Source organism: Shewanella sp. SP1S1-7, from assembly GCF_031932105.1.
Classification (GTDB): Bacteria; Pseudomonadota; Gammaproteobacteria; order Enterobacterales; family Shewanellaceae; genus Shewanella; species Shewanella baltica.
In genome coordinates this window covers 41,976-62,099 of the sequence record NZ_JAUOEU010000015.1, presented here as the reverse complement: position 1 = coordinate 62,099, position 20,124 = coordinate 41,976, and the positions used below count along the sequence as shown (strand labels likewise).

Genomic DNA, 20,124 nt, shown 5'->3' with positions numbered 1-20,124 from the left:
GAATAATGCAGACACAATAATGAAAAAGGATGGGTCATGTTTCAAGTTAACTTCGTTGATGTAAAAGCAGAAAATGCCATTTTTGATGGTGAAGGTTGGGATGCAGTTGTGGTGGTAACGCCCGATCTGGATACCATAGGTTTTGATGAGATCAGTTTATTGGCTCAGCACGGTGCCCAGGTGGATAAGCGCGTAGGTAAGAGCCCGACATTACTGTTTGCCCCGGGTCTGGCGGGAGGTCGCTTGATCATCGCGCCTGTCACCCAAGTGAACGACGAGTATGTAGATGTGCGTGTATATGCCGATGCCGCAAGGGCGGCGATTGCCATTGCAAAAGAGGCGGGCGCCAAACGTCCGTTGTTATATGTGGTGCCATCGAAGGATTTGCGTTTTGGTTTTGCCTCTGAAGTCGCGGCATTAGCCTGCGGTCAAGAACTGTGGCAAACCTTAGAGCTGCGTGAAGCGACGGGCTTAACGCCTGCATTTGAGGCCATAGGGTTACTATCTTCATCAACCCATAACAGCAATTTGCTCAATGCGTTAGAAGCGGGCCGCGTATTAGCGCGGGATTTATGTGGTACAGAACCTGAGCGCATGTCGGCTAAAGCCTTTGCTGACTATTGTCTGCAATCCTTAGCGGGCAGCGTGATCAAAACCGCAGTGGTAGAAGACAGAGATATTTTAGAGCGTGACTATCCGCTGCTCAGTGCAGTAGCGCGTTCCTCTTTTGCCGTCGGTCGTCATCAACCTCGGGTGGTGAAATTAGAATATCTGCCAGAGGGTGAAGTGACTCGCACTTTCCTGTTCGCGGGTAAGGGCGTGATTTACGATACCGGCGGCGCTGATTTGAAAGTCGGCGGCTCTATGGCGGGCATGAGCCGTGATAAAGGCGGCGCTTCTGCCGTGGCGGGGCTATTCAAAACCCTGTCAATGCTCAAGCCTAAGGGCATTCGCGTGATTGCCGAGTTAGGTTTAGTGCGTAACAGCATAGGCAGCGAAGCCTTCGTGACCGATGAAATCATCACCAGTCATGCGGGTGTACGAGTGCGGATTGGTAATACGGATGCCGAAGGGCGCTTAGTGCTGGCGGATTTACTGAGCCATTTACGCATCAAAGCCGTGTCGGCAGTGAAGCCTGAAATGTTTTCGGTAGCAACACTCACGGGTCACGTGGTGCGCTGTTATGGCAGTTATCCTGCGGCGGTGGAAAACTCAGTAGCGAGTTCGCAGCAATGCGCTGTCACTTTACAACAGCAGGCGACTCAATGGGGCGAACCCTTTGAAGTGTCTACATTGCGACCTGAAGACTTCGCTAAGATCCGCGATGTGTCAGGCGCTGCTGAAATGTTATCTTCAAATAATGCCCCATCATCGATTACCGCCCGAGGACATCAATATCCGGCGGCATTTTTACTGAAAGCGTCGGGGCTATTTGACCATGGTGTAACAGCCCCAATTCCCTTAGCTTATATGCACTTAGATATCGCAGGCAGTGCGACAGAAGGTGATCCGCTCTACGGCAAACCTACGGCCAGTCCGCTGGTGGGCTTGTATCAATATCTGATCAATCGCTAACGATTTGTGGTAACAAAAAGAAATAATTCTGTAATATCTTACTTATTAGATGCTTACAGGATTATTTCTGTTTTTCTGTGAAATAGATCGCCATTAACCCTACTATAATTGTGTAATTTAATTACATTAAAAAGCCTTAATCAAAAAAATACAAATAAAGGTTGTAATAAAACTACAAAACCATATAATTGCTTTCGTGGATTAGGCGCTATGCCTTTCCTCTCTAGTCTATCCAGGATGGATATTTTTCTCCAAGGACCTGAGTGACAAGTCGTCTCAACGGATATGAGAATCTCTAGTTCCAGGGAACCGAGCCAAGCTTCACTAGAGTACTTAATCACAACTAATTTAGGAGTATTGACTATGTCTTATACAGGCAACAACCATTTTTATTGGCAGAACACTTGGTTTAACACTGATGTTTTGCGTGGCGGTTTATTCGCCATGAGCTTTAAGGCCTAACCCTCCTTAAAGTTTAGTTTCCATCATCCATCATCCATCAACCTTTGTATCGCCTTTTTTGGCGTGTTTAGACTCAAGTAGCATATCGATGTTTTTTCATGGGTATGCCAGGTTTTTCCCGCTAGCGCGGTAATGTACTTCCCCGAAAGGGACGCTTGAAATATGTCTTTGCCTGCTCATTGAGCAGGCTTTTTTTTGCCTTTTTTTCGCTTAAGCCTGTAACTGTTTTACCTGATAGTAATGAGCATAAACTGATAGTGTCAGAAGTGGTAAAGCACCTATTACCAGCCCTCACGCTTAATCGCCTCCTCAGAGGTGAGGGATTGCTTCTTTAATAAATGTGGCGTTGAGATTACTGGAGAAGAGGTTGAAGTGTATGTTGAGCCTGCGCCACTCTGGGGTTATTGGTATGCACTGGGTGATCCTAAAAAATTCCAAGCGCTCCTTTCATGCGCTATGTAAACACTATCTGATGAAGTAGTTTGCTCAGGTGATAACATTACCAATACTAATAAATACAAGCTTAACTAAGTTGCTAAGCGCTAACTGACTCCGCATATTTATCATTTTATTGAACCGCACAGTCATGGCGAGGTTTCCATCATTTGCGTTCAGAATAAATTACTCGGCCGTTTACCGAATGATTTATGGTTACTTGTGTTTATCCCTTGCCAATTTTCTGGCCTGACCAGCCTAAACTCCCTATAATCGGCTGCAAATGTCATCACGTTACATAGTGTTTACATCTACCTACCCTACATACTTAAAATAAAAAGGAACCTTGTTCCATGTTAGAAAAACTGTTCAAACTGAAACAAAATCAAACGAGCCTCAAGCAGGAAGCGGTCGCCGGTTTGACAACATTTATGACGATGGCCTACATCATTTTTGTGAATCCAATGATGTTAGCCGATGCGGGCATGGATCATGGGGCTGTATTCGTGGCGACCTGTTTGGCTGCGGCTGTCGGCTGTATAGTCATGGGCTTGATGGCGAATTATCCTATCGCACTTGCACCCGGTATGGGACTGAACGCCTTCTTTACTTATACTGTTGTGGGTGAGATGGGTTACAGCTGGGAGACTGCACTTGGCGCAGTATTCCTGTCGGGTATTTGCTTTTTAATCTTATCTTTAGTGCGCATTCGAGAGTGGATTGTAAATAGCATTCCCATGTCGCTGCGTATTGGTATTGCCGCTGGTATTGGTTTGTTTCTTGCGCTGATCGGCCTTAAGAGCGCCGGTATTGTGGTGGCAAGCCCTGCAACCTTAGTGACCTTAGGCGATATCACTGCATTTCCGGCGGTCATGGCTGTGTTAGGCTTTTTCCTGATCATTGCTATGGTGCAACGTGGAATGAAGTCGGCGGTCATCCTAAGTATCTTGATTATCACAGCGCTGGGATTAATGTTTGGCGATGTGCAGTATCAGGGTATTGTATCTATGCCGCCGTCGATCATGCCGACATTTTTGAAGATGGATTTATCTCAAGTCTTTGAAGTGACGATGTTATCTGTGGTGTTTGCCTTCTTATTTGTCGATCTCTTCGATACCTCTGGCACCTTAGTTGCGGTTGCACAGCGCGGTGGTTTCCTCGATGAGAAGGGCCGCTTACCGCGATTAAACCGTGCCTTGACTGCCGACAGTTTAGCGACCATTGCGGGCGCGGCTTTTGGTACGTCGACGACCACAAGCTATATTGAAAGTACGGCGGGTGTGAGTGCGGGAGGCCGGACTGGTTTAACGGCAGTTGTCGTGGGATTACTCTTTATTGCTGCGTTATTCCTGTCGCCATTGGCGAGCATGATCCCAGCTTATGCGACGGCGGGCACACTGTTTTATGTGGCGATTCTGATGATGTCGGGGCTCGTGCATGTCGAATGGGAAGATTTGACTGAAGCCGCACCGGTAGTCGTTGTGTGTATTTTAATGCCGCTGACGTTTTCTATCGCTACAGGCATCGCCTTTGGGATGATTTCATACGCCGCAATCAAATTACTCACGGGTCGTTTTAGCGATCTCAATGTGGGCATTGTCGTCTTGGCCGCGCTGTTTGTGGCTAAGTTTATCTATGGCTAATCCTATCGATTAGTGGCTCGTGCAGTGCAAGCTCGCAACCTAGATTGTCTACAATAGACAATATTTTTTGAGGGTCATCTAACTGATGGCCCTTTTTAATGCGCGATTCTAAGCAAAATCGAAAATTTATTCGGAGTTAATAACTCCTTGCTACCAATTACTCAGCGGATTAGGTATAAGGATTGTTCGGTTATTTTTTACAAATGAATAATGAACTTAAGTGAGATTGCGTATCGCCGCGTAGTAGTGAAGTTAGGGACGAGTGTGCTGACCTCTGGCAGTAAACAGCTAGATAAAGCCCACATGGTTGAGCTTGCTCGTCAAATGGCCGCACTGATGAAGTCAGGGGTCGAAGTCGTATTATGCACCTCAGGGGCCATTGCCGCTGGGCGTGAACATCTCCAATACCCGATACTGCCCGACACTATGGCCAATAAGCAATTGTTAGCCGCTGTCGGGCAAAGTCAGTTGATCCTCGCTTGGTCACAACTCTTTAGTATTTATGGGCTGCATGTCGGCCAATTGCTGCTGACCCGCGCCGATTTGCAGGATAGGGAGCGTTACCTCAACGCCCGTGACACGCTTAATGCCTTGCTGGCCAATAATATTGTGCCCATCATCAATGAAAATGATGCCGTTGCCACCAATGAAATCAAAGTCGGTGATAACGACAATCTGTCGGCCCGTGCCGCACTGCTGTGTGATGCCGATTTATTGATTTTATTGACGGATCAAAAGGGCTTATTCGATGCTGATCCGCGCACTAACCCGAATGCTAAGTTGATCTCCCAAGTCGTCAAGATTGACGACAGTCTGCGTATGTTGGCGGGCGGGTCTGTTTCTGGTTTAGGTACGGGCGGAATGTCGACTAAATTGGAAGCGGCGGATATTGCTCGCCGTGCGGGCATCGAAGTGGTTATCGCCTCTGGCCATCACCCCGATGTGATTAAAAAAGTGGTGAGTAAGGAATCTGTTGGCACGCATTTTAGTGCGATTGAAAACCCGCTAGAAAGCCGTAAACAGTGGATTTTAGCGGGACCTGCGACTCAAGGTTCTTTAGTGCTCGATGCGGGCGCGGTCAAAGCCGTGACAGACAAGGGCCGCAGCCTATTGTCTAAAGGTATCATCGGCGTTAAAGGCCAGTTTGAGCGCGGCGCAACGCTGCAATTAGTTGATCAACAGGGTAAAGTGATTGCTAAAGGGATGACACGATACTGCGGCCAAGCCCTCAGTTTGATCGCGGGCAAGCATTCCGATGAGATCGAGTCTTTACTCGGTTACGATTATGGTGACGCAATCGTGCACCGCAACGACATGGTTGTCTTATAAGCGAGGTCTGTTTTGAGTCAAATTAATCAAGATCAGTATTTACAGCAACTTGGTAATAATGCCAAACAGGCAAGTTATGCCTTAGCTAACTTAACGGCGAGCCAAAAGGCCTGTTTGCTTGAAGCCATCGCCGATGCGCTGACAGAAAACGCCGCAGCCATTTTAGCCGCGAATGCTAAAGATGTTGCCGCCGCTAAAGCCGATGGATTAACGGATGCGATGATCGACAGATTGTTGCTCGATGATGCGCGTCTGGCGGGCATTATTGGCGATATTAGCGATGTGATCCGCCTTGCTGACCCGGTAGGCGAAGAATTTGGCAGTCAATTATTAGATAACGGTTTAAGGCTGACTCGCCGCCGAGTACCACTTGGGGTTATCGGGGTGATTTACGAAGCTCGGCCTAATGTGACTGTTGATATCGCGGTACTTGCCCTTAAAACCGGTAATGCGGTGATCCTCCGTGGCGGTAAAGAAACCCTAGCATCGAATAAGCTTATTAGTGACGTGATCCGCGGCGCGATTGTCGCCCAAGGTTTACCGATAGATGCGGTGCAATTTATTGATTCTTCAGACAGATCTTTAGTGACAGGTTTACTTAAGCTCGATCAATATGTCGACATGATAGTGCCCCGCGGCGGTCAAGCACTGCAGCGCTTATGTGCTGAGCAGGCGACGATTCCAGTGATCTTAGGCGGCATTGGTATTTGTCATTTATATGTCGATAAAAATGCCAACCTTGAGCGTGCCTTAGCCGTGATCACTAACGCCAAAGTGCAGCGTCCAACTGTATGTAATGCGCTTGATACCTTGCTGGTGGATGAGCGTGTGGCGAGCACATTTGTGCCGCAAATTGCCGAGTATCTGCATCGTTTAGGCGTGCGTTTTTCCGTTTGTGAGACAAGCTTTAGTCTGCTTGATGGTTTAGGGTTTGATGTGACGCTCGCCAAGGCTGAGGATTTTGGCATCGAATGGTTGTCGTTAACCTTAGGCATTAAAGTGGTGAGCGATATCGATTCCGCTGTTAGCCATATTCGCCAATATTCTAGCGGCCATTCGGAAGCTATTTTGACCGATGACATTCACGCTGCAGCGCACTTTATGAACGAAGTGAACTCAGCGGCTGTGTATGTTAATGCCAGCACGCGTTTTACCGATGGCGGTCAGTTTGGCCTTGGCGCCGAAGTTGCTGTGAGCACACAAAAACTCCACGCCCGCGGCCCAATGGGGCTTGAGGCATTAACCACATATAAGTGGTTAGCATGGGGTGATTACACTAGCCGTGTTTAGCGGTTAAAAACCATAAAATTAAAGCCGTTAACACACTGGGTTGACGGCTTTTTTGTTCGCAATGTTTGATTGTAAGTGCCAATTTGCAGAGTCTATTTATGGCAGTGCTTCAATGGATGAGCGGCGTATAGGTGGCAAGTAACCAAATACAGAAGAATAGCGTCGACATAACTGTAGTGAATTTACGAAAGGCTTTGATGTATTCCAAGGTATAAATAAAGTACTTTTCCTGCACTCTGCGGGTGAGTAATACCGAGGGCAGCATAAAACTGCAATAGAGCATGACTACCATAGTGGTAAAACTGTTTCCCCAGAAATGCTCATAAATAAATAAGGCGATGCAGAGTAGCATGGCGCACCAGCTGATTGGGCTGATGCTATTTTCTGGGTTCCATTGGGTTGATTTTTCCATCTGACTATCCTTAGTCGATTTGTACCTCAGTACAATTTATAGACGGATATCTCGGCTTTATCAAACGCTTTCTATTGTATGCTCAGTACGCTGCTGTCGTTGGAGTCTTGTTTACCATTTATTCAACATGAGCGCATGTTGCATAAAGTGGAGTGACTTACTTAACGTCGAATAACTTGTGCTTAATGTGGCCTGTTTAGCTTAAAGCGTCTTAATATCGGCAAATTCACCTTTGCAAAGCTGGGCTAAGTCTGTGGCCGCTAAGCTTATCTCTAAACCGCGTCTGCCCGCGCTGACATAAATCCTGTCGAAGCCTTGAGCGCTGGCATCAATCAAGGTTGGCAACTGTTTTTTCTGCGCTAGCGGACTAATTCCGCCTACCAGATAGCCTGAGGATTTTTGTGCTAGGTCAGCATCGGCCATTTGCAGTTTCTTTTGTTTTAAGCATTTAGCTACGGCTTTTAGATTAAGCTGATGATCGACGGGCACGAGCGCGACGGCAATCGGCGCATGGGCTTTGTCGATGGCAACTAAAAGGGTTTTAAATACTTGCGCGGGGTCTAGTCCTAAGGTATTAGCGGCTTCTTCGCCGTAGGCGGCGCAGTGTGGATCGTGGCTGTACTCTAAGATATCAAATGCAATGCTGGCTTTTTTCGCCAATCGAACGGCCGGGGTCATTCTATACTCCTTCACAAAATGGGCGATATTAACGCTTAATCTTGAGGTAAAACGTTAGCCACTTCGGTTTTTACGCTCTTTAATTGGCTTATTGCGGTGAGCCAAGTTTGTTTCAGGCGACGATTCAGTGATGACTCAGCCATCATTTAGCGAGCTTTGGCTTTGGGCTTATCTTGCCTTTTCGCTCGGTAAAACGGGGCCAAAGTTGCTGCAACATCATTCCTGACAAAATAAACGCCAAACCGAGATAGGTCGCCATCGCTATCGTTTCTTGCAAAATCCACGCAATAAACCCAATCGACATCACAGGGGATAAAAACACCATAGTGCTAATGTTCGCAGTGCGAGTGGCGGTTTTTAGCGCCATTAACCAGAGCACGAAGGTAATGCCCATCTCGAACAAGCCCACATACATACCTGCAAATATCGCCTTAAGGCTAAAACTGGGCAGGGTATCTGTCAGCACTAAGGTGACGGCAATAAAAGGTAAGCCGATAACAAAACTCAATAATAAACTCACCACGGGATCGCCTTGATCTTTGGTGTTGACGATCCAATATAGGCACCAGAGAACTGTGCTGGTCAGTGCAAGGCCGATCCCGAGCGGACTATCAAAGCTAAAGCCGCTGATATCACCGCCGGTGGCAATGATAAACACGCCAGTGTAGGCAATCAGCGCCGCTGCAATGTCGCTCTTACGCAAATGTTGCTTTAACAAAGGCGCGGCCAGTAACGGCAGTAATACCGCCCAAGTGTAATTAAGTGATAACGCTTGTTGTGCTGGCAGTAAGGAATACGCTTTAAATAGTACGACATAGTAGAGGAAGGGATTGATGAGCCCAGTCACCAGATAAAACATGGGGCGGCGTAAAAATTGTTGCTTGAGTAAGGAAAGCTTTTTTTGCCAAGCAAGGATTCCGCCAAGGGCAATAATCGACGTGAGTACGGCAACAAATACCAGTTGCAGCGGTGTGTAGTAACTCAAGGCGATCTTAAAGGCGGTGGCCACAGTAGACCAGAGGAATACCGCCGCCATGCCATACACGTACGCTAAATTTGAAGACTTCACTCTGCTACCTTACCTGGATAAACATCCGCCAAATGTGGGCAGATTGAATAACAGCTTTAGTTGATAAGCAAGACTATTTTATCTGCTTGGATATTTTATCCCGCTGTAGATGCGAGAAAGATAAATCAGAAAATTTTTTTGTTCGCCCTTGTAATTAAATTCCCTGTCCCAATATAGGTATCAAGGCAGAGAAGGTGGCCAACGATGGACTTGATATTTCAACCGTCTAGCCCCATATCAAAACCAACTAAACAAATTTAGATTGAATGAAATTTTTCGGAGGACCTCATGGGTAAAATTATTGGTATCGACTTAGGCACAACAAACTCTTGTGTAGCTGTCCTCGATGGTGGCAAAGCACGTGTGTTAGAAAACGCTGAAGGCGATCGCACAACCCCGTCAATCATCGCTTATACAGATGATGAAACCATTGTCGGTTCGCCAGCAAAACGTCAAGCTGTGACTAACCCAACTAACACATTCTTCGCGATTAAGCGTTTGATCGGTCGTCGCTTTAAAGATGACGAAGTCCAACGTGACGTGAACATCATGCCATTCAAAATCATTCAAGCCGACAACGGTGATGCATGGGTTGAATCGCGTGGCAACAAGATGGCTCCACCACAAGTTTCTGCAGAAATCTTGAAAAAGATGAAGAAAACCGCAGAAGACTTTTTAGGTGAAGAAGTAACAGAAGCGGTTATTACTGTTCCTGCTTACTTTAACGATTCACAACGTCAAGCGACTAAAGATGCGGGTCGTATCGCAGGTCTTGATGTTAAACGTATTATCAACGAACCAACGGCTGCAGCATTAGCCTATGGTATCGATAAGAAACAAGGCGACAACATTGTTGCGGTATACGATTTAGGTGGTGGTACATTCGATATCTCTATCATCGAAATCGACAGCAACGATGGCGACCAAACATTTGAAGTGTTGGCAACCAATGGTGACACCCACTTAGGTGGTGAAGACTTTGACAACCGTTTGATCAACTACTTAGCTGACGAATTCAAGAAAGAGCAAGGCTTAGATCTGCGTAAAGATCCATTAGCAATGCAACGTCTGAAAGAAGCAGCAGAAAAAGCGAAAATTGAACTTTCAAGCACCAACCACACTGAAGTGAACCTGCCATACATCACGGCAGACGCAACAGGTCCTAAGCATTTAGTGATTAAAATCACTCGTGCTAAATTGGAATCACTGGTTGAAGACTTGATTCTCCGTACATTAGAGCCACTGAAAGTTGCCCTGGCTGATGCAGATTTATCTGTAACAGACATCAACGAAGTGATTCTAGTGGGTGGTCAAACACGTATGCCTAAGGTTCAAGAAGCAGTGACAAACTTCTTCGGCAAAGAACCTCGTAAAGACGTGAACCCAGACGAAGCGGTAGCCGTAGGTGCTGCAATTCAAGCGGGCGTACTGTCAGGCGACGTGAAAGACGTATTACTGTTAGACGTAACACCACTGTCTCTGGGTATCGAAACCATGGGCAGCGTGATGACTAAGTTGATTGAGAAGAACACCACTATTCCTACTAAGGCGCAGCAAGTGTTCTCAACAGCCGATGACAACCAAAACGCAGTGACCATTCACGTACTGCAAGGTGAGCGTAAGCAAGCGAGCGCGAACAAGTCATTAGGTCAGTTCAACTTAGACGGTATTGAGCCAGCTCCACGTGGCCAGCCACAAATTGAAGTGATGTTCGACATCGATGCCGACGGTATTCTGCATGTGTCTGCGACAGACAAGAAAACCGGCAAGAAACAAAACATCACCATCAAAGCATCTTCTGGCTTAAGCGAAGAAGAAGTGGCGCAAATGGTACGTGATGCCGAAGCTCACGCAGATGAAGACAAGAAGTTTGAAGAGTTAGTGCAATCACGCAACCAAGCTGACGGCTTAGTTCACGCAACTAAGAAACAAGTTGAAGAAGCGGGCGATGCACTGCCAAGCGAAGATAAAGAAAAAATCCAAGCTGCAATGGATGCTGTTGACACTGCTATCAAAGGCAATGACAAAGAAGCCATTGAAAAGGCAACTCAAAACTTAATCGAAGCATCTGCTAAGCTGATGGAAATCGCTCAAGCTAAGTCTCAAGCTCAAGGCGGCGACAATGCCGACGCGGGCAAACAGGCTAACGCTGCTGCCGATGACGTTGTCGATGCTGAATTCGAAGAAGTGAAAGACGACAAGAAATAATGACTTGTCATCAATCAAATAGATTGATTTCAAAGCGTTAATTTCTAGGCGGGCGTTACGGGGCAACCCTAACGCCCGTTTGTTCAACACCAGCTGAGAAGCATGAGATTATGTCAAAGCGAGATTACTACGAAGTATTAGGTGTCAGTCGTGACACTAGCGAACGTGAAATTAAAAAGGCCTACAAACGTCTGGCCATGAAATTTCACCCAGATCGCAACCCAGGCGACAAAACCGCAGAAGCTAACTTTAAAGAAATTAAAGAAGCCTACGAGATCCTAACCGACGCCGACAAAAAAGCGGCCTACGACCAATTTGGTCATGCGGGTGTGGATCCTAATCGCGGTGGCGGTGGTTACGGTGGTGGTCAAGGCGATTTCGGCGATATTTTCGGTGATGTCTTTGGCGATATTTTCGGCGGTGGACGTCGTGGCGGTCAACGCCAAGCGGCCCGCGGCTCAGATTTACGTTACAACCTAGAGTTATCACTGGAAGAAGCCGTTAAAGGCTTAACCAAAGAACTGCGGATTCCAACACTGGCGACTTGCGATCTGTGTGAAGGCAGCGGCGCTAAAAAAGGCACCTCTGCAACCACCTGTGGCACTTGTCATGGTCAAGGCCAAGTGCAAATGCGCCAAGGTTTCTTTGCGGTGCAACAGCCTTGTCCAACCTGTCATGGCCGCGGCAAGATCATCAAAGATCCTTGCTCTAAGTGTCATGGCGATGGCCGTGTTGAAAAGAGCAAAACCTTATCGGTTAAGATCCCAGCCGGCGTCGATACGGGCGACCGTATTCGTTTAGCGGGTGAAGGCGAAGCGGGTGAGTTTGGCGCGCCTCCAGGGGATTTATACGTGCAGGTCAGCGTGCGTGAGCATGCGATTTTCGTCCGTGATGGTAACAACCTTTACTGCGAAGTGCCGATATCCTTCAGTAAAGCGGCCCTAGGCGGTGAGATTGAAGTGCCAACACTGGATGGTAAAGTCAGCCTGAAGATCCCAGCCGAAACGCAAACGGGCCGTATGTTCCGTTTACGTGGCAAAGGCGTCAAGTCGGTTCGCAGCCATGCGGTAGGTGACTTGCTCTGCAAAGTGGTTATGGAAACCCCAGTTAACTTAAACGATCGTCAAAAAGAACTGTTACGCGAATTTGAAGCCACCTTAACTGGTGAGTCGAAAAAACACAGCCCAAAGGCTGAGGGCTTTTTCGATGGCGTGAAAAAGTTCTTTCAAGATCTGAATAGCTAACTTGGTTTGATAGCGCTGCTGTTATTTTAGCAGCGCGCTAGATGAATAAAGCCCCGCAGTGTTTAGCGCTAGCGGGGCTTTTTTATGGTTGTTTTATGCAAAAACAACTTAAAAGGTTTGATGTTAGTTTGATTGTTCTGCTTTGCTATTTGTCTTTATAGCCGAGATTGTTTGTGACTTAAGCCTAGCTTTAGGTTTCTCTTTTTTAAATAAAAGTCAAAGTCGTGGGGCTTCACCCCACACCCGACCAAGGAGGACTGCTCGTCCTATCCTCCTTGGATGCTCCATGACGCCCCCAACGGAGTTGAAAGCCCCTGGTGCTCATTGGCAAATTTGCTATCGCTTCCGAAGGATGCGTCCCTGCACCTGCGAAAGCTAGCTTGCCATCCATGGCAAGACTCACGCAATTTGTCTATTCGCCCTGCGGCAACTCCGAGGGGGTGATGTATTCCTCAGACTTTGGTGTTATTGGTAAATTATTAAAGTTTAAAAATATGCTTGTCTGATTTTTATTACACAACTAAAGTATTGATAGATCGTTTATATTATGGTGATATAAATACTTGGTTTACATCTCTTTCTGCTGGTTTTATGTGAACTGATTGATTAGTTTCATGACCAAAATCTTTTGTAGATTTTCTCATAAATCTATTATCGTGTTAATAGTATTAGTTTTGTAGTCACTAGTAACTTAAGGTACTTAAGGCCAACCAGTAATGAATAGTGAAATGCGAATAAAATGGTTTATGTATACAGTCTGTATAGGATTACTACCGATCTCTCTGAGATTTTTACTTACTGTGTTGGGAGCTGATATCCCTTCGGTTAGTATTAGTGATGTTATTGCATTTGGATTTGTTTTACATATTTCAATGCTAAATGAAATTGAACATGTCATTGGCCAAAAAGTATGGAAAACTACTATAAATGGGATATCTATAGTTGCAATTTTTGCATATGGTGCATTTTCGTGCGCACTGATGATGCATGAGAGTGGTGTGAAACTTGACATGGATGCTTTTGAAAATATTGCATTTTTAGCTGCGGTAGTTTCATTTTTGATTAGCTTGAGTGTTTTCTGCAGACCCAACCAAATATCTGGAGTTGAAAATGCTTATTGATTTAGTAATTTACATTTTCGGTTTTACCTTTATTTTTTTAGGTGGGGGTGTGGCAATATGGTCTTTTATTGATACACATCGTATTCGTTCAGGGAGAGAATTTTCTAAAGATAGAGACTCTAGATTAGATAATGCTAGAAAAAGGTATAAAGATAAAACAAGGAAATGAAATGATTAAAAATTTTATATATCTTAATGAACCAAAGCTTTATTCTTTCTCATCACAGTTGTTTGAAGGTGTTACTGAATATGTTTTAGATCAAGCATACATTGAAAATAAAGATGAAGATTCGCAAAAAGGTAAACTTGCATCAGGAAGGATGATTGCGAATGTAATTAGGGAAGCGTCTAGTTCAACGACAAAGAAATTCCTTCATGATCATTCATTTAATTTATTTGAGCAAGAGTTAATTCGAAGCGATAAAATCCTGAATGTTGTAGATGGGAGTTTATCCTTCTCTGATTTATGCCAAACTAAAAAATCATTTGTCTGTATACGTTCAAAAGGAAAATTTGTAGATTTAATAGAAATTAAATCATTATTTAGTAATTTTAGTAAGATCAGTGAAGCATTAGCTGTTTTACCAAGCACTAACAGATTGCAAATACTTGAGAAAATGAAGGCTGAAAATAAAAACTCTCCTGATGTTAAAAGGTTACAATCAGAGTTAGATCAAGAGTTAAATAAGCATATTGCAGAACTAAATGCATCTATGCCAAAAAGATCTGTTAATGGTTTTGAGACGATAATTGATAGTTTTGGCGATGATATTGTACGATTTCAGCAATCAATTGGTGATGTTGTTTTCTCTACATGTCTATCGCAAGAGCATTTACGGGAGTCATTAAAAAATATCTACCGAAAGTACTCTAGGAAAACGGCAAAAGAATTTGTTGTAGTTGGTTTCATTAGTCATAGTGATGGTACTCAGGAGCCTGAGGTTAAGGAAATACCTGATGGTACGAGTATGATTGGTCATATGGTTGGTATGGCTGAAAACCTTTATCAATTAGAGCAAGCCTTTCATAGTAAAGGTGCAAATGAAATAATAATTGAGCCTATCGCGATTTATACCGAATTATAGTTAGTTATGTCAAAGCATTGCATTCATTTCAGCGAAGTTTCCGTGGTCGTTGGAATAAATCGTGTAAATCCGGACATGGATGTTCAGCTAGATTCCGTAGGTACATTGACGTTGTTTGGCTTTGGATTTCTAAAAGGGAAATAGGAATTGCTCCCATTTATTTCTATTATCTAATAAAAATCAGTATGTGAAACACCACGACTTTGATTGGATTTAAAAATTCAAACGAAGTTTGGAAATGGGGTATGCGTGAGCCATCAATTATAATCAATGGCTCCTTTGAGATGTGTACTGGCCTAATCCATCATTTTGGCGTCACATTCCGGTACGTTTGTCGCAGGTATCAACGTTCTGAGGAGTACAAAACGTAACAGGTGTGTAGATTGTTTCTTCATACTTTTGTTTTGTGACAATTTTATAAAGCGTCAAAATTGCCTGTCTTCCCATTTCATATGGATTTTGACCCACATTGACATGAGCAAGACCATCTTTCAGCATCGTTAACTGCTCTGGAGATGTATCGGTAATAATAATGACGATTTCTTTGTTATTAATTTTTTCTTGGTATGGAGTAATCATTTCACGATAGAGCGCATCATTATTTTGCGCCCAACCACCAACTGCGATAAAAGAGTCTGCTTTCACAGGCTTACCTTTCATTACTGATTCCATTTGTTTAACGGCTTGACTAAGCTGATCAAAGTTAAACAAAGGTTCTCTAACTTCTGTCCAGCCTAAATCGCCATCGAGTAATTCGCCAGGAGGAGCAACGTATTTTTTTCCTGATAAGACGGAGCGTACACCCATAAGTCTTAAATTCAGATTGGGAGAATCTGGCCGCCCAGAATGCATTATTAACGTTCCGCCATTTGGCCGTAGTTTTTTTAACTGTTCCCCCAATGACTTACCTAGTTCAAAATTGTCTGTGCCTATATAAGCTAGGCGTAAATTCTTAGGTTCTTCTTTGATAGAAGCATCAAAATCAGAGTCATAGGTAACAATTGGAATTCCGGCTTCTTTGGCTCTTTTTAGGCTATTTTCAACCAGGTATTTAGACTGCGTAACCGCGACAGCGATACCATCGATACCTTCATCAATCAGTTGATTTATTACCTGATCTTGCAATCTAACATTGCTAATTTCAGGTCCTCGATATATACATTCTACGCCTTCTATTTGAGCCGCTGCATCTATACAGCCATTTTTGCTTTGATCAAAAAAAATACTATAAAATTTAGGCACAACAGCAAATTTCAGCTCTTTTCCATAGGCAGAGGATATTGGTAATTGACTTAATGCAATGAATAACAAAAATAATCTCACCACACTTCCTCCTAAAAATAATGAGACAGCGACTTAAAGCTTTACAACAGAATGTAGCAAAAGAATAGATTTAAAGACATGAGATGCAACGGTGTTATTGAACATTATTGATCTGAATCAGTAATTCACAATATTACGCTTAGAACGTAATAAAAAAATGGGACAGGCATGAGTTTTATGCCTTAATAATTTGCCGATGAGCACATGGTGCTTTCGACTCTGCAGAGGGGCGGCAAGGGAGATCCAAGAGGGGATTGCTGTGGATCTCCTCTTGGGCGATTCTCTAATAAAAATCAGGGGCTAAGCACCACGACATTGATTTTGATTTAAAAATTCAAACGAAGTTTGGAAATTGGGTATGCGTGAGCCATCAATTATAATCAATGGCTCTTTTGAGAGGTTACTCTTCTGGAACAGTAAATGCGGCTTCTACTTTCTCTAACTCTTGCTCGGTTTTAAGCTGAAACGCTTGCTGCTTTTTAAGCTTGGCTTCTTCTTCAAGTGCGGCTTCTCTTTGTTTAAATTCGTGTCTCTCTGGTTTAGTCAGAAACTTAAACGCGAGCTTGTTGCCTAGCACGTAGGCGACCACGTCTTCGCCTTTTGTGCGGCGTTCATCGACGCGTTGTGAAAAACGGGCGTTATCGCGGGCTTTACGTTCTTCGGCATTTAACTTACTCATAATCTGTTCTCCTCATTTAGTTAATCACGGTAGTGTTCCACTACGTTCAGTTAAACAAATGAGTTGTGTTGCACATTCATAAAGCTGATTGGGCGGGATTCTACCATAAGCGCTCACGAAAGCTGTGGGATTAAAATCTATCATCCCATCACCTGCATTAACTTTGCGCACATAAGAAAGATGCGGCAGGAGTCTCTTTTAAGATACACCACGAACACCTAAGCGACAGGAATACATCCATTCCTGCGAACTGGCCGTTAGATATGGACCTTGTTGGCAAGGGAGATCCAAGAGGGGATTGCTGTTGATCCCTCTTTGGTCGGTTCTTGATTTAACATCAGGGGGTGAAGCCCCACGACCTTGATGTCGATTCTGATTTGATATTCGGTTTAGAAATTCAAACGAAGTTTAAAACTTAGGCTTTGTTCGCTGTATAACTAACGCAAATGCCGAAACTGTATCGTTGCAAACTGGCCAAGGCTTGCGTAAAAGCCGAAACAACATTGGTATTCAAAGGCAACTCTCAGTAAACTTTCGCTCCCATGTTTTGATCCGGTGCTGTGATGACCTTTCCTGAGCTTTCTTCTTTCCCTGAGTCGTTAACTTTTGCTGAGCTTGGCTTAAATTCGGCGTTACTTAAGGCCTTGCCTGCAAGTCTTAAACATCCGACAACGGTGCAGCAACTCACTATTCCGGGCATTCTTGCGGGACGGGATTTGTTAGCCTTAGCACAAACTGGTAGCGGGAAAACCTTAGCCTTTGGTTTGCCACTCCTACAACAAATTTTGTTGCAACAGCAAACACAGTTGCAGGGCGCTAAGTCTGTACAGCCTCCAAATGCACTGGCGTTAGTGCTGGTGCCTACACGGGAATTAGCGCTGCAAGTGACTGAGGCGCTGCAAACAGTGGCGAGTCAGTTATCCGTATCAGCTCCTTTGAACATTCAGCTTCTGTGTGGCGGCGTCCCGCAGGAAGATCAATTAGCCGAACTTGCAGCCAAGCCGCAGGTTTTAGTGGCAACCCCTGGGCGTTTACTGGATTTATGTAAACAGTCCCACGTCAGCCTCGATTCGATAAAACATCTTGTGCTGGATGAGGCTGACCGCCTGCTGGAAATGGGGTTTTGGCCCGATGTGCAAAAGCTGATGGCGTTTATGCCTAAGCTTAAGCAAACCTCGTTGTTTTCTGCCACCTTGCCCGAGGCTTTGGATACATTAGCGGGTAAGTTACTGGTGAATAAGCCGCTACGGGTCGAAGCTCACAAGGTGAATTCAGTGGCTGGTGAAATCGAAGAGCAACTCTATTTAGTCAACAAGGGCAGCAAAGCACAGGCATTGATTGCGCTGTTAAAACAGTATCAATGGCCGCAGGTGTTGGTGTTTATCAGCGCCCGTGATGATGCCGATGCCGTCGCTAAACGGCTCGCTAAAGCGGGGATGAAAGTTGCCGCGCTGCACGGTGAAAAAGAGCAAACCGTTCGCAGCCAAACCTTGGCCGACTTTAAAGCCAATCGTATCCAAGTATTAGTGGCGACAGATTTGATGGCGCGCGGCATTCATGTTGATGCCTTGCCTGTCGTCATCAATCTCGATTTACCCATGAGTGCGCCTGTGTACGTGCACCGTATTGGCCGCACCGCCCGCGCTGGCGAAAAAGGGCTGGCGATTTCCCTCGTGTGTCACGGTGAAATGGCGACCTTAACGGCGATCCGCAGCTTGACCGCGCGGGAGTTACCGCTGGCATTATTGGCTGACTTTCCGGTAACGGATAAGCCGAGTGAAAAAATCAATGATGACACCGCAGATAGCAAGGTTGAGCGTAAGCGACCACCGCGGGATAAACAGGCGAATCGCCGTAGCATCAATAAGCACAGCGCCAAAGAGTTTAAAGGTAAGCGCTGAGTTTGAAGCTATTTATAGCTTTCAAGCTTGGCGTGCCTCAATCACTAAACTGATAACAGAATAAAGCGCATTGGCCGCTGTTATCACTTTCGCTCTGGGTGTAACTTAGTGACTTATTTACATTAAGGAGCTAAGTCATGGGATCGACATTGGCGTTAAGCAAAGCACTTCATAAAGTGGTGAATAACGGTTTAACGACTGAGCACTTTGTTCTTAGGCCATTCCAGCGAGCGGATCTTGAGGCCTTTACCGCCTATCGAGCCGACCCTAAGGTCGCCCAATATCAAAGCTGGACGGATTACCGCTATAGCGATGCAGTCGCGCTGTTCGACAATATGGATTACGCACAATTTGGTGCGGCGGATACGTGGTTTCAACTTGCGATTGTCACTGCCGCGTCGGGAGCAACACCGACCGCGCTCGTTGGCGATCTGGCGCTGCACTTTATTGATGAGCAGCAGGTGGAAATCGGCTTTACGATTGCGCCTGAGCATCAAGGTAAACATGTCGCTTTTGAGGCCGTCAGCGCCTTGCTGGATTACCTCTTTATTGAATTACATAAGCATCGCGTCATTGCGATCACAGACGCACAAAATCTTGCCAGCTGTCGCTTACTCGAAAAACTCCACTTTAGGCGCGAAGCCCATTATGTGAAAAACATCTTCTTTAAAGGCGCGTGGGGCGATGAGTATCTCTACGCCTTGTTAAAGGAGGAGTACTAATTTTATGCTAAGCAGTATGGATACTACGGGGTGTGCTAAGTATTGCTCAGTTTGAAGGTTTATCAATGCAGTAAAATATGAGTATCCTACTGTCTATCATAATAGTAGTTTGTAATGGCTTCAGTGTTCCGTTTGAGGATGTTTCTGTATCTAGCGATCGATAATGAATAAGAGCCCTTATGACCCCGAATAAAGTAAAGAGGTCATAAGGAATGGGTGATACTTAACTCTAAATATGTTGTTTACCTATCCCGTCTATAGGTGAAAGTAGTTTAGTGCAAATTGGGCGTGATTCTATCGCTCAATTTCGATCCCTACTACAAATGATGATTCTGTACGATACCAGCCGTTGCCATCAGGGGTTCGTCCGTTGAATTTGGATTCCAGTAGGGAACGACCATCTTTAGATACGGTAAATATTCCATTGTCCTCTGAATCATTAAAGTTTAGCGTTAGTTCAGAGCCATTTTGAATATAACTGCCAGAGGCACTCACCGGAGTATTGTCATTCCTAACTGTTACTTTACCTGTATTCACCACTTCGCCTACGTTTTCGGTTCCTGTTAGGATAAAAGTATTGTCTGCTAAGAGTGTCAAAGTATAATTCTGGTTTAAATTTCCTGCTGTCATCGAACTGTAATGAAGTTCCATATTCGGGAAGGTTTTGCCTCGATTTAAAATGCCAATCTGAGATAGGTGATAACTACGCCCCGCAACGCTGCTACTCATACTTGATTCTAATGCTTCGATTCTTGCTAATAATTCGTCAATTTGAGTGCTGTTCTCATTTACCCCTGATGCCAATGTACTAAAGTTGGCATTCATCTGCGCGGCCACAATATTGCTACCTGCGGTGAAAGTGTTTGGAACTGTCGTTTCGGCCTGTGCTATTGCGGTTAATGAGACTAGACCGATAATGAGCATTGATTTTTTAAACATGTTAATTTC

17 protein-coding genes are annotated in these 20,124 nt (G+C 44.9%); 11 read left to right on the top strand and 6 right to left on the bottom strand.

Translation table 11 applies throughout. The features are described from left to right. The first annotated feature begins 36 nt into the window (after nucleotides 1–36). The 4 genes from Q4Q49_RS13025 (at nucleotide 37) to Q4Q49_RS13010 (ending at nucleotide 6,734) form a co-directional block, all read left to right on the top strand. Complete coding sequence (locus tag Q4Q49_RS13025) at nucleotides 37–1,575, top strand: leucyl aminopeptidase family protein (protein ID WP_311999540.1); 1,539 nt, start codon at nucleotides 37–39, stop codon at nucleotides 1,573–1,575. Nucleotides 1,576–2,825: 1,250 nt separating this feature from the next. Next, on the top strand, nucleotides 2,826–4,115 hold the full coding sequence (locus Q4Q49_RS13020; protein ID WP_311999539.1) for an NCS2 family permease: 1,290 nt from the start codon (nucleotides 2,826–2,828) through the stop codon (nucleotides 4,113–4,115). Between the two features lie 210 nt (nucleotides 4,116–4,325). Further along, complete coding sequence (gene proB / locus Q4Q49_RS13015) at nucleotides 4,326–5,444, top strand: glutamate 5-kinase (RefSeq protein WP_311889866.1); 1,119 nt, start codon at nucleotides 4,326–4,328, stop codon at nucleotides 5,442–5,444. A gap of 12 nt (nucleotides 5,445–5,456) precedes the next feature. Continuing rightward, nucleotides 5,457–6,734 (top strand): glutamate-5-semialdehyde dehydrogenase, encoded by a 1,278-nt coding sequence (locus Q4Q49_RS13010; RefSeq protein ID WP_311999538.1) that lies wholly within the window; start codon nucleotides 5,457–5,459, stop codon nucleotides 6,732–6,734. 109 nt (nucleotides 6,735–6,843) lie between these two features. Here Q4Q49_RS13010 and Q4Q49_RS13005 read toward each other — a convergent pair whose 3' ends face one another. The 3 genes from Q4Q49_RS13005 to Q4Q49_RS12995 form a co-directional block, all read right to left on the bottom strand. Next, on the bottom strand, nucleotides 6,844–7,146 hold the full coding sequence (locus Q4Q49_RS13005; protein WP_261273893.1) for a hypothetical protein: 303 nt from the start codon (nucleotides 7,144–7,146) through the stop codon (nucleotides 6,844–6,846). A gap of 201 nt (nucleotides 7,147–7,347) precedes the next feature. Further along, nucleotides 7,348–7,824 carry a Cys-tRNA(Pro) deacylase gene (gene ybaK / locus Q4Q49_RS13000; RefSeq protein WP_311900329.1) on the bottom strand — a complete coding sequence of 159 codons (477 nt, stop codon included), beginning with the start codon at nucleotides 7,822–7,824 and terminating at the stop codon, nucleotides 7,348–7,350. Between the two features lie 142 nt (nucleotides 7,825–7,966). Continuing rightward, nucleotides 7,967–8,893 (bottom strand): DMT family transporter, encoded by a 927-nt coding sequence (locus Q4Q49_RS12995; protein WP_311999537.1) that lies wholly within the window; start codon nucleotides 8,891–8,893, stop codon nucleotides 7,967–7,969. A 288-nt stretch (nucleotides 8,894–9,181) separates the two neighbouring features. Here Q4Q49_RS12995 and dnaK point away from each other — a divergent pair, with 288 nt between their 5' ends. The 5 genes from dnaK (at nucleotide 9,182) to Q4Q49_RS12970 (ending at nucleotide 14,551) form a co-directional block, all read left to right on the top strand. Then, nucleotides 9,182–11,101 (top strand): molecular chaperone DnaK, encoded by a 1,920-nt coding sequence (gene dnaK / locus Q4Q49_RS12990; RefSeq protein ID WP_311999536.1) that lies wholly within the window; start codon nucleotides 9,182–9,184, stop codon nucleotides 11,099–11,101. Between the two features lie 110 nt (nucleotides 11,102–11,211). Further along, nucleotides 11,212–12,345: a molecular chaperone DnaJ gene (gene dnaJ, locus Q4Q49_RS12985; protein ID WP_006083917.1), complete on the top strand. Its 1,134-nt coding sequence runs from the start codon at nucleotides 11,212–11,214 to the stop codon at nucleotides 12,343–12,345. 716 nt (nucleotides 12,346–13,061) lie between these two features. Next, complete coding sequence (locus tag Q4Q49_RS12980; RefSeq protein WP_311999535.1) at nucleotides 13,062–13,466, top strand: hypothetical protein; 405 nt, start codon at nucleotides 13,062–13,064, stop codon at nucleotides 13,464–13,466. Continuing rightward, nucleotides 13,456–13,635, top strand: a complete 180-nt coding sequence (locus tag Q4Q49_RS12975) for a hypothetical protein (RefSeq protein WP_311999534.1) — start codon at nucleotides 13,456–13,458, stop codon at nucleotides 13,633–13,635. Before Q4Q49_RS12980 ends, Q4Q49_RS12975 begins: the two co-directional genes overlap by 11 nt. A 1-nt stretch (nucleotide 13,636) precedes the next feature. Beyond that, entirely contained in the window at nucleotides 13,637–14,551 is a 915-nt protein-coding gene (locus tag Q4Q49_RS12970) for a hypothetical protein (protein ID WP_311999533.1), read from the top strand. Between the two features lie 315 nt (nucleotides 14,552–14,866). Here the strand turns inward: Q4Q49_RS12970 and Q4Q49_RS12965 are convergent, their stop codons facing one another. Continuing rightward, nucleotides 14,867–15,877 (bottom strand): sugar-binding protein, encoded by a 1,011-nt coding sequence (locus Q4Q49_RS12965; protein ID WP_259582671.1) that lies wholly within the window; start codon nucleotides 15,875–15,877, stop codon nucleotides 14,867–14,869. A 397-nt stretch (nucleotides 15,878–16,274) separates the two neighbouring features. Then, entirely contained in the window at nucleotides 16,275–16,553 is a 279-nt protein-coding gene (locus tag Q4Q49_RS12960) for a hypothetical protein (protein ID WP_028759454.1), read from the bottom strand. A 563-nt stretch (nucleotides 16,554–17,116) separates the two neighbouring features. Between Q4Q49_RS12960 and Q4Q49_RS12955 the strand changes: the two genes are divergently transcribed. Both Q4Q49_RS12955 and Q4Q49_RS12950 read left to right on the top strand, forming a co-directional pair. Beyond that, nucleotides 17,117–18,454: a DEAD/DEAH box helicase gene (locus Q4Q49_RS12955; protein WP_311999532.1), complete on the top strand. Its 1,338-nt coding sequence runs from the start codon at nucleotides 17,117–17,119 to the stop codon at nucleotides 18,452–18,454. Between the two features lie 137 nt (nucleotides 18,455–18,591). Further along, nucleotides 18,592–19,176 (top strand): GNAT family protein, encoded by a 585-nt coding sequence (locus tag Q4Q49_RS12950; RefSeq protein ID WP_311999531.1) that lies wholly within the window; start codon nucleotides 18,592–18,594, stop codon nucleotides 19,174–19,176. Between the two features lie 294 nt (nucleotides 19,177–19,470). Here the strand turns inward: Q4Q49_RS12950 and Q4Q49_RS12945 are convergent, their stop codons facing one another. Beyond that, nucleotides 19,471–20,115 (bottom strand): hypothetical protein, encoded by a 645-nt coding sequence (locus tag Q4Q49_RS12945; RefSeq protein ID WP_311999530.1) that lies wholly within the window; start codon nucleotides 20,113–20,115, stop codon nucleotides 19,471–19,473. Nucleotides 20,116–20,124: the final 9 nt, after the last annotated feature.

What these genes read in the sequence shown, in the direction of transcription:
- Q4Q49_RS13025 (WP_311999540.1), top strand. Translation starts at nt 37, where the DNA reads ATGTTTCAAGTTAACTTCGTTGATGTAAAAGCAGAAAATGCCATTTTT.
- Q4Q49_RS13020 (WP_311999539.1), top strand. Translation starts at nt 2,826, where the DNA reads ATGTTAGAAAAACTGTTCAAACTGAAACAAAATCAAACGAGCCTCAAG.
- proB (WP_311889866.1), top strand. Translation starts at nt 4,326, where the DNA reads ATGAACTTAAGTGAGATTGCGTATCGCCGCGTAGTAGTGAAGTTAGGG.
- Q4Q49_RS13005 (WP_261273893.1), bottom strand. Translation starts at nt 7,146, where the DNA reads ATGGAAAAATCAACCCAATGGAACCCAGAAAATAGCATCAGCCCAATC.
- ybaK (WP_311900329.1), bottom strand. Translation starts at nt 7,824, where the DNA reads ATGACCCCGGCCGTTCGATTGGCGAAAAAAGCCAGCATTGCATTTGAT.
- dnaK (WP_311999536.1), top strand. Translation starts at nt 9,182, where the DNA reads ATGGGTAAAATTATTGGTATCGACTTAGGCACAACAAACTCTTGTGTA.
- dnaJ (WP_006083917.1), top strand. Translation starts at nt 11,212, where the DNA reads ATGTCAAAGCGAGATTACTACGAAGTATTAGGTGTCAGTCGTGACACT.
- Q4Q49_RS12980 (WP_311999535.1), top strand. Translation starts at nt 13,062, where the DNA reads ATGAATAGTGAAATGCGAATAAAATGGTTTATGTATACAGTCTGTATA.
- Q4Q49_RS12975 (WP_311999534.1), top strand. Translation starts at nt 13,456, where the DNA reads ATGCTTATTGATTTAGTAATTTACATTTTCGGTTTTACCTTTATTTTT.
- Q4Q49_RS12970 (WP_311999533.1), top strand. Translation starts at nt 13,637, where the DNA reads ATGATTAAAAATTTTATATATCTTAATGAACCAAAGCTTTATTCTTTC.
- Q4Q49_RS12960 (WP_028759454.1), bottom strand. Translation starts at nt 16,553, where the DNA reads ATGAGTAAGTTAAATGCCGAAGAACGTAAAGCCCGCGATAACGCCCGT.
- Q4Q49_RS12955 (WP_311999532.1), top strand. Translation starts at nt 17,117, where the DNA reads ATGACCTTTCCTGAGCTTTCTTCTTTCCCTGAGTCGTTAACTTTTGCT.
- Q4Q49_RS12950 (WP_311999531.1), top strand. Translation starts at nt 18,592, where the DNA reads ATGGGATCGACATTGGCGTTAAGCAAAGCACTTCATAAAGTGGTGAAT.
- Q4Q49_RS12945 (WP_311999530.1), bottom strand. Translation starts at nt 20,115, where the DNA reads ATGTTTAAAAAATCAATGCTCATTATCGGTCTAGTCTCATTAACCGCA.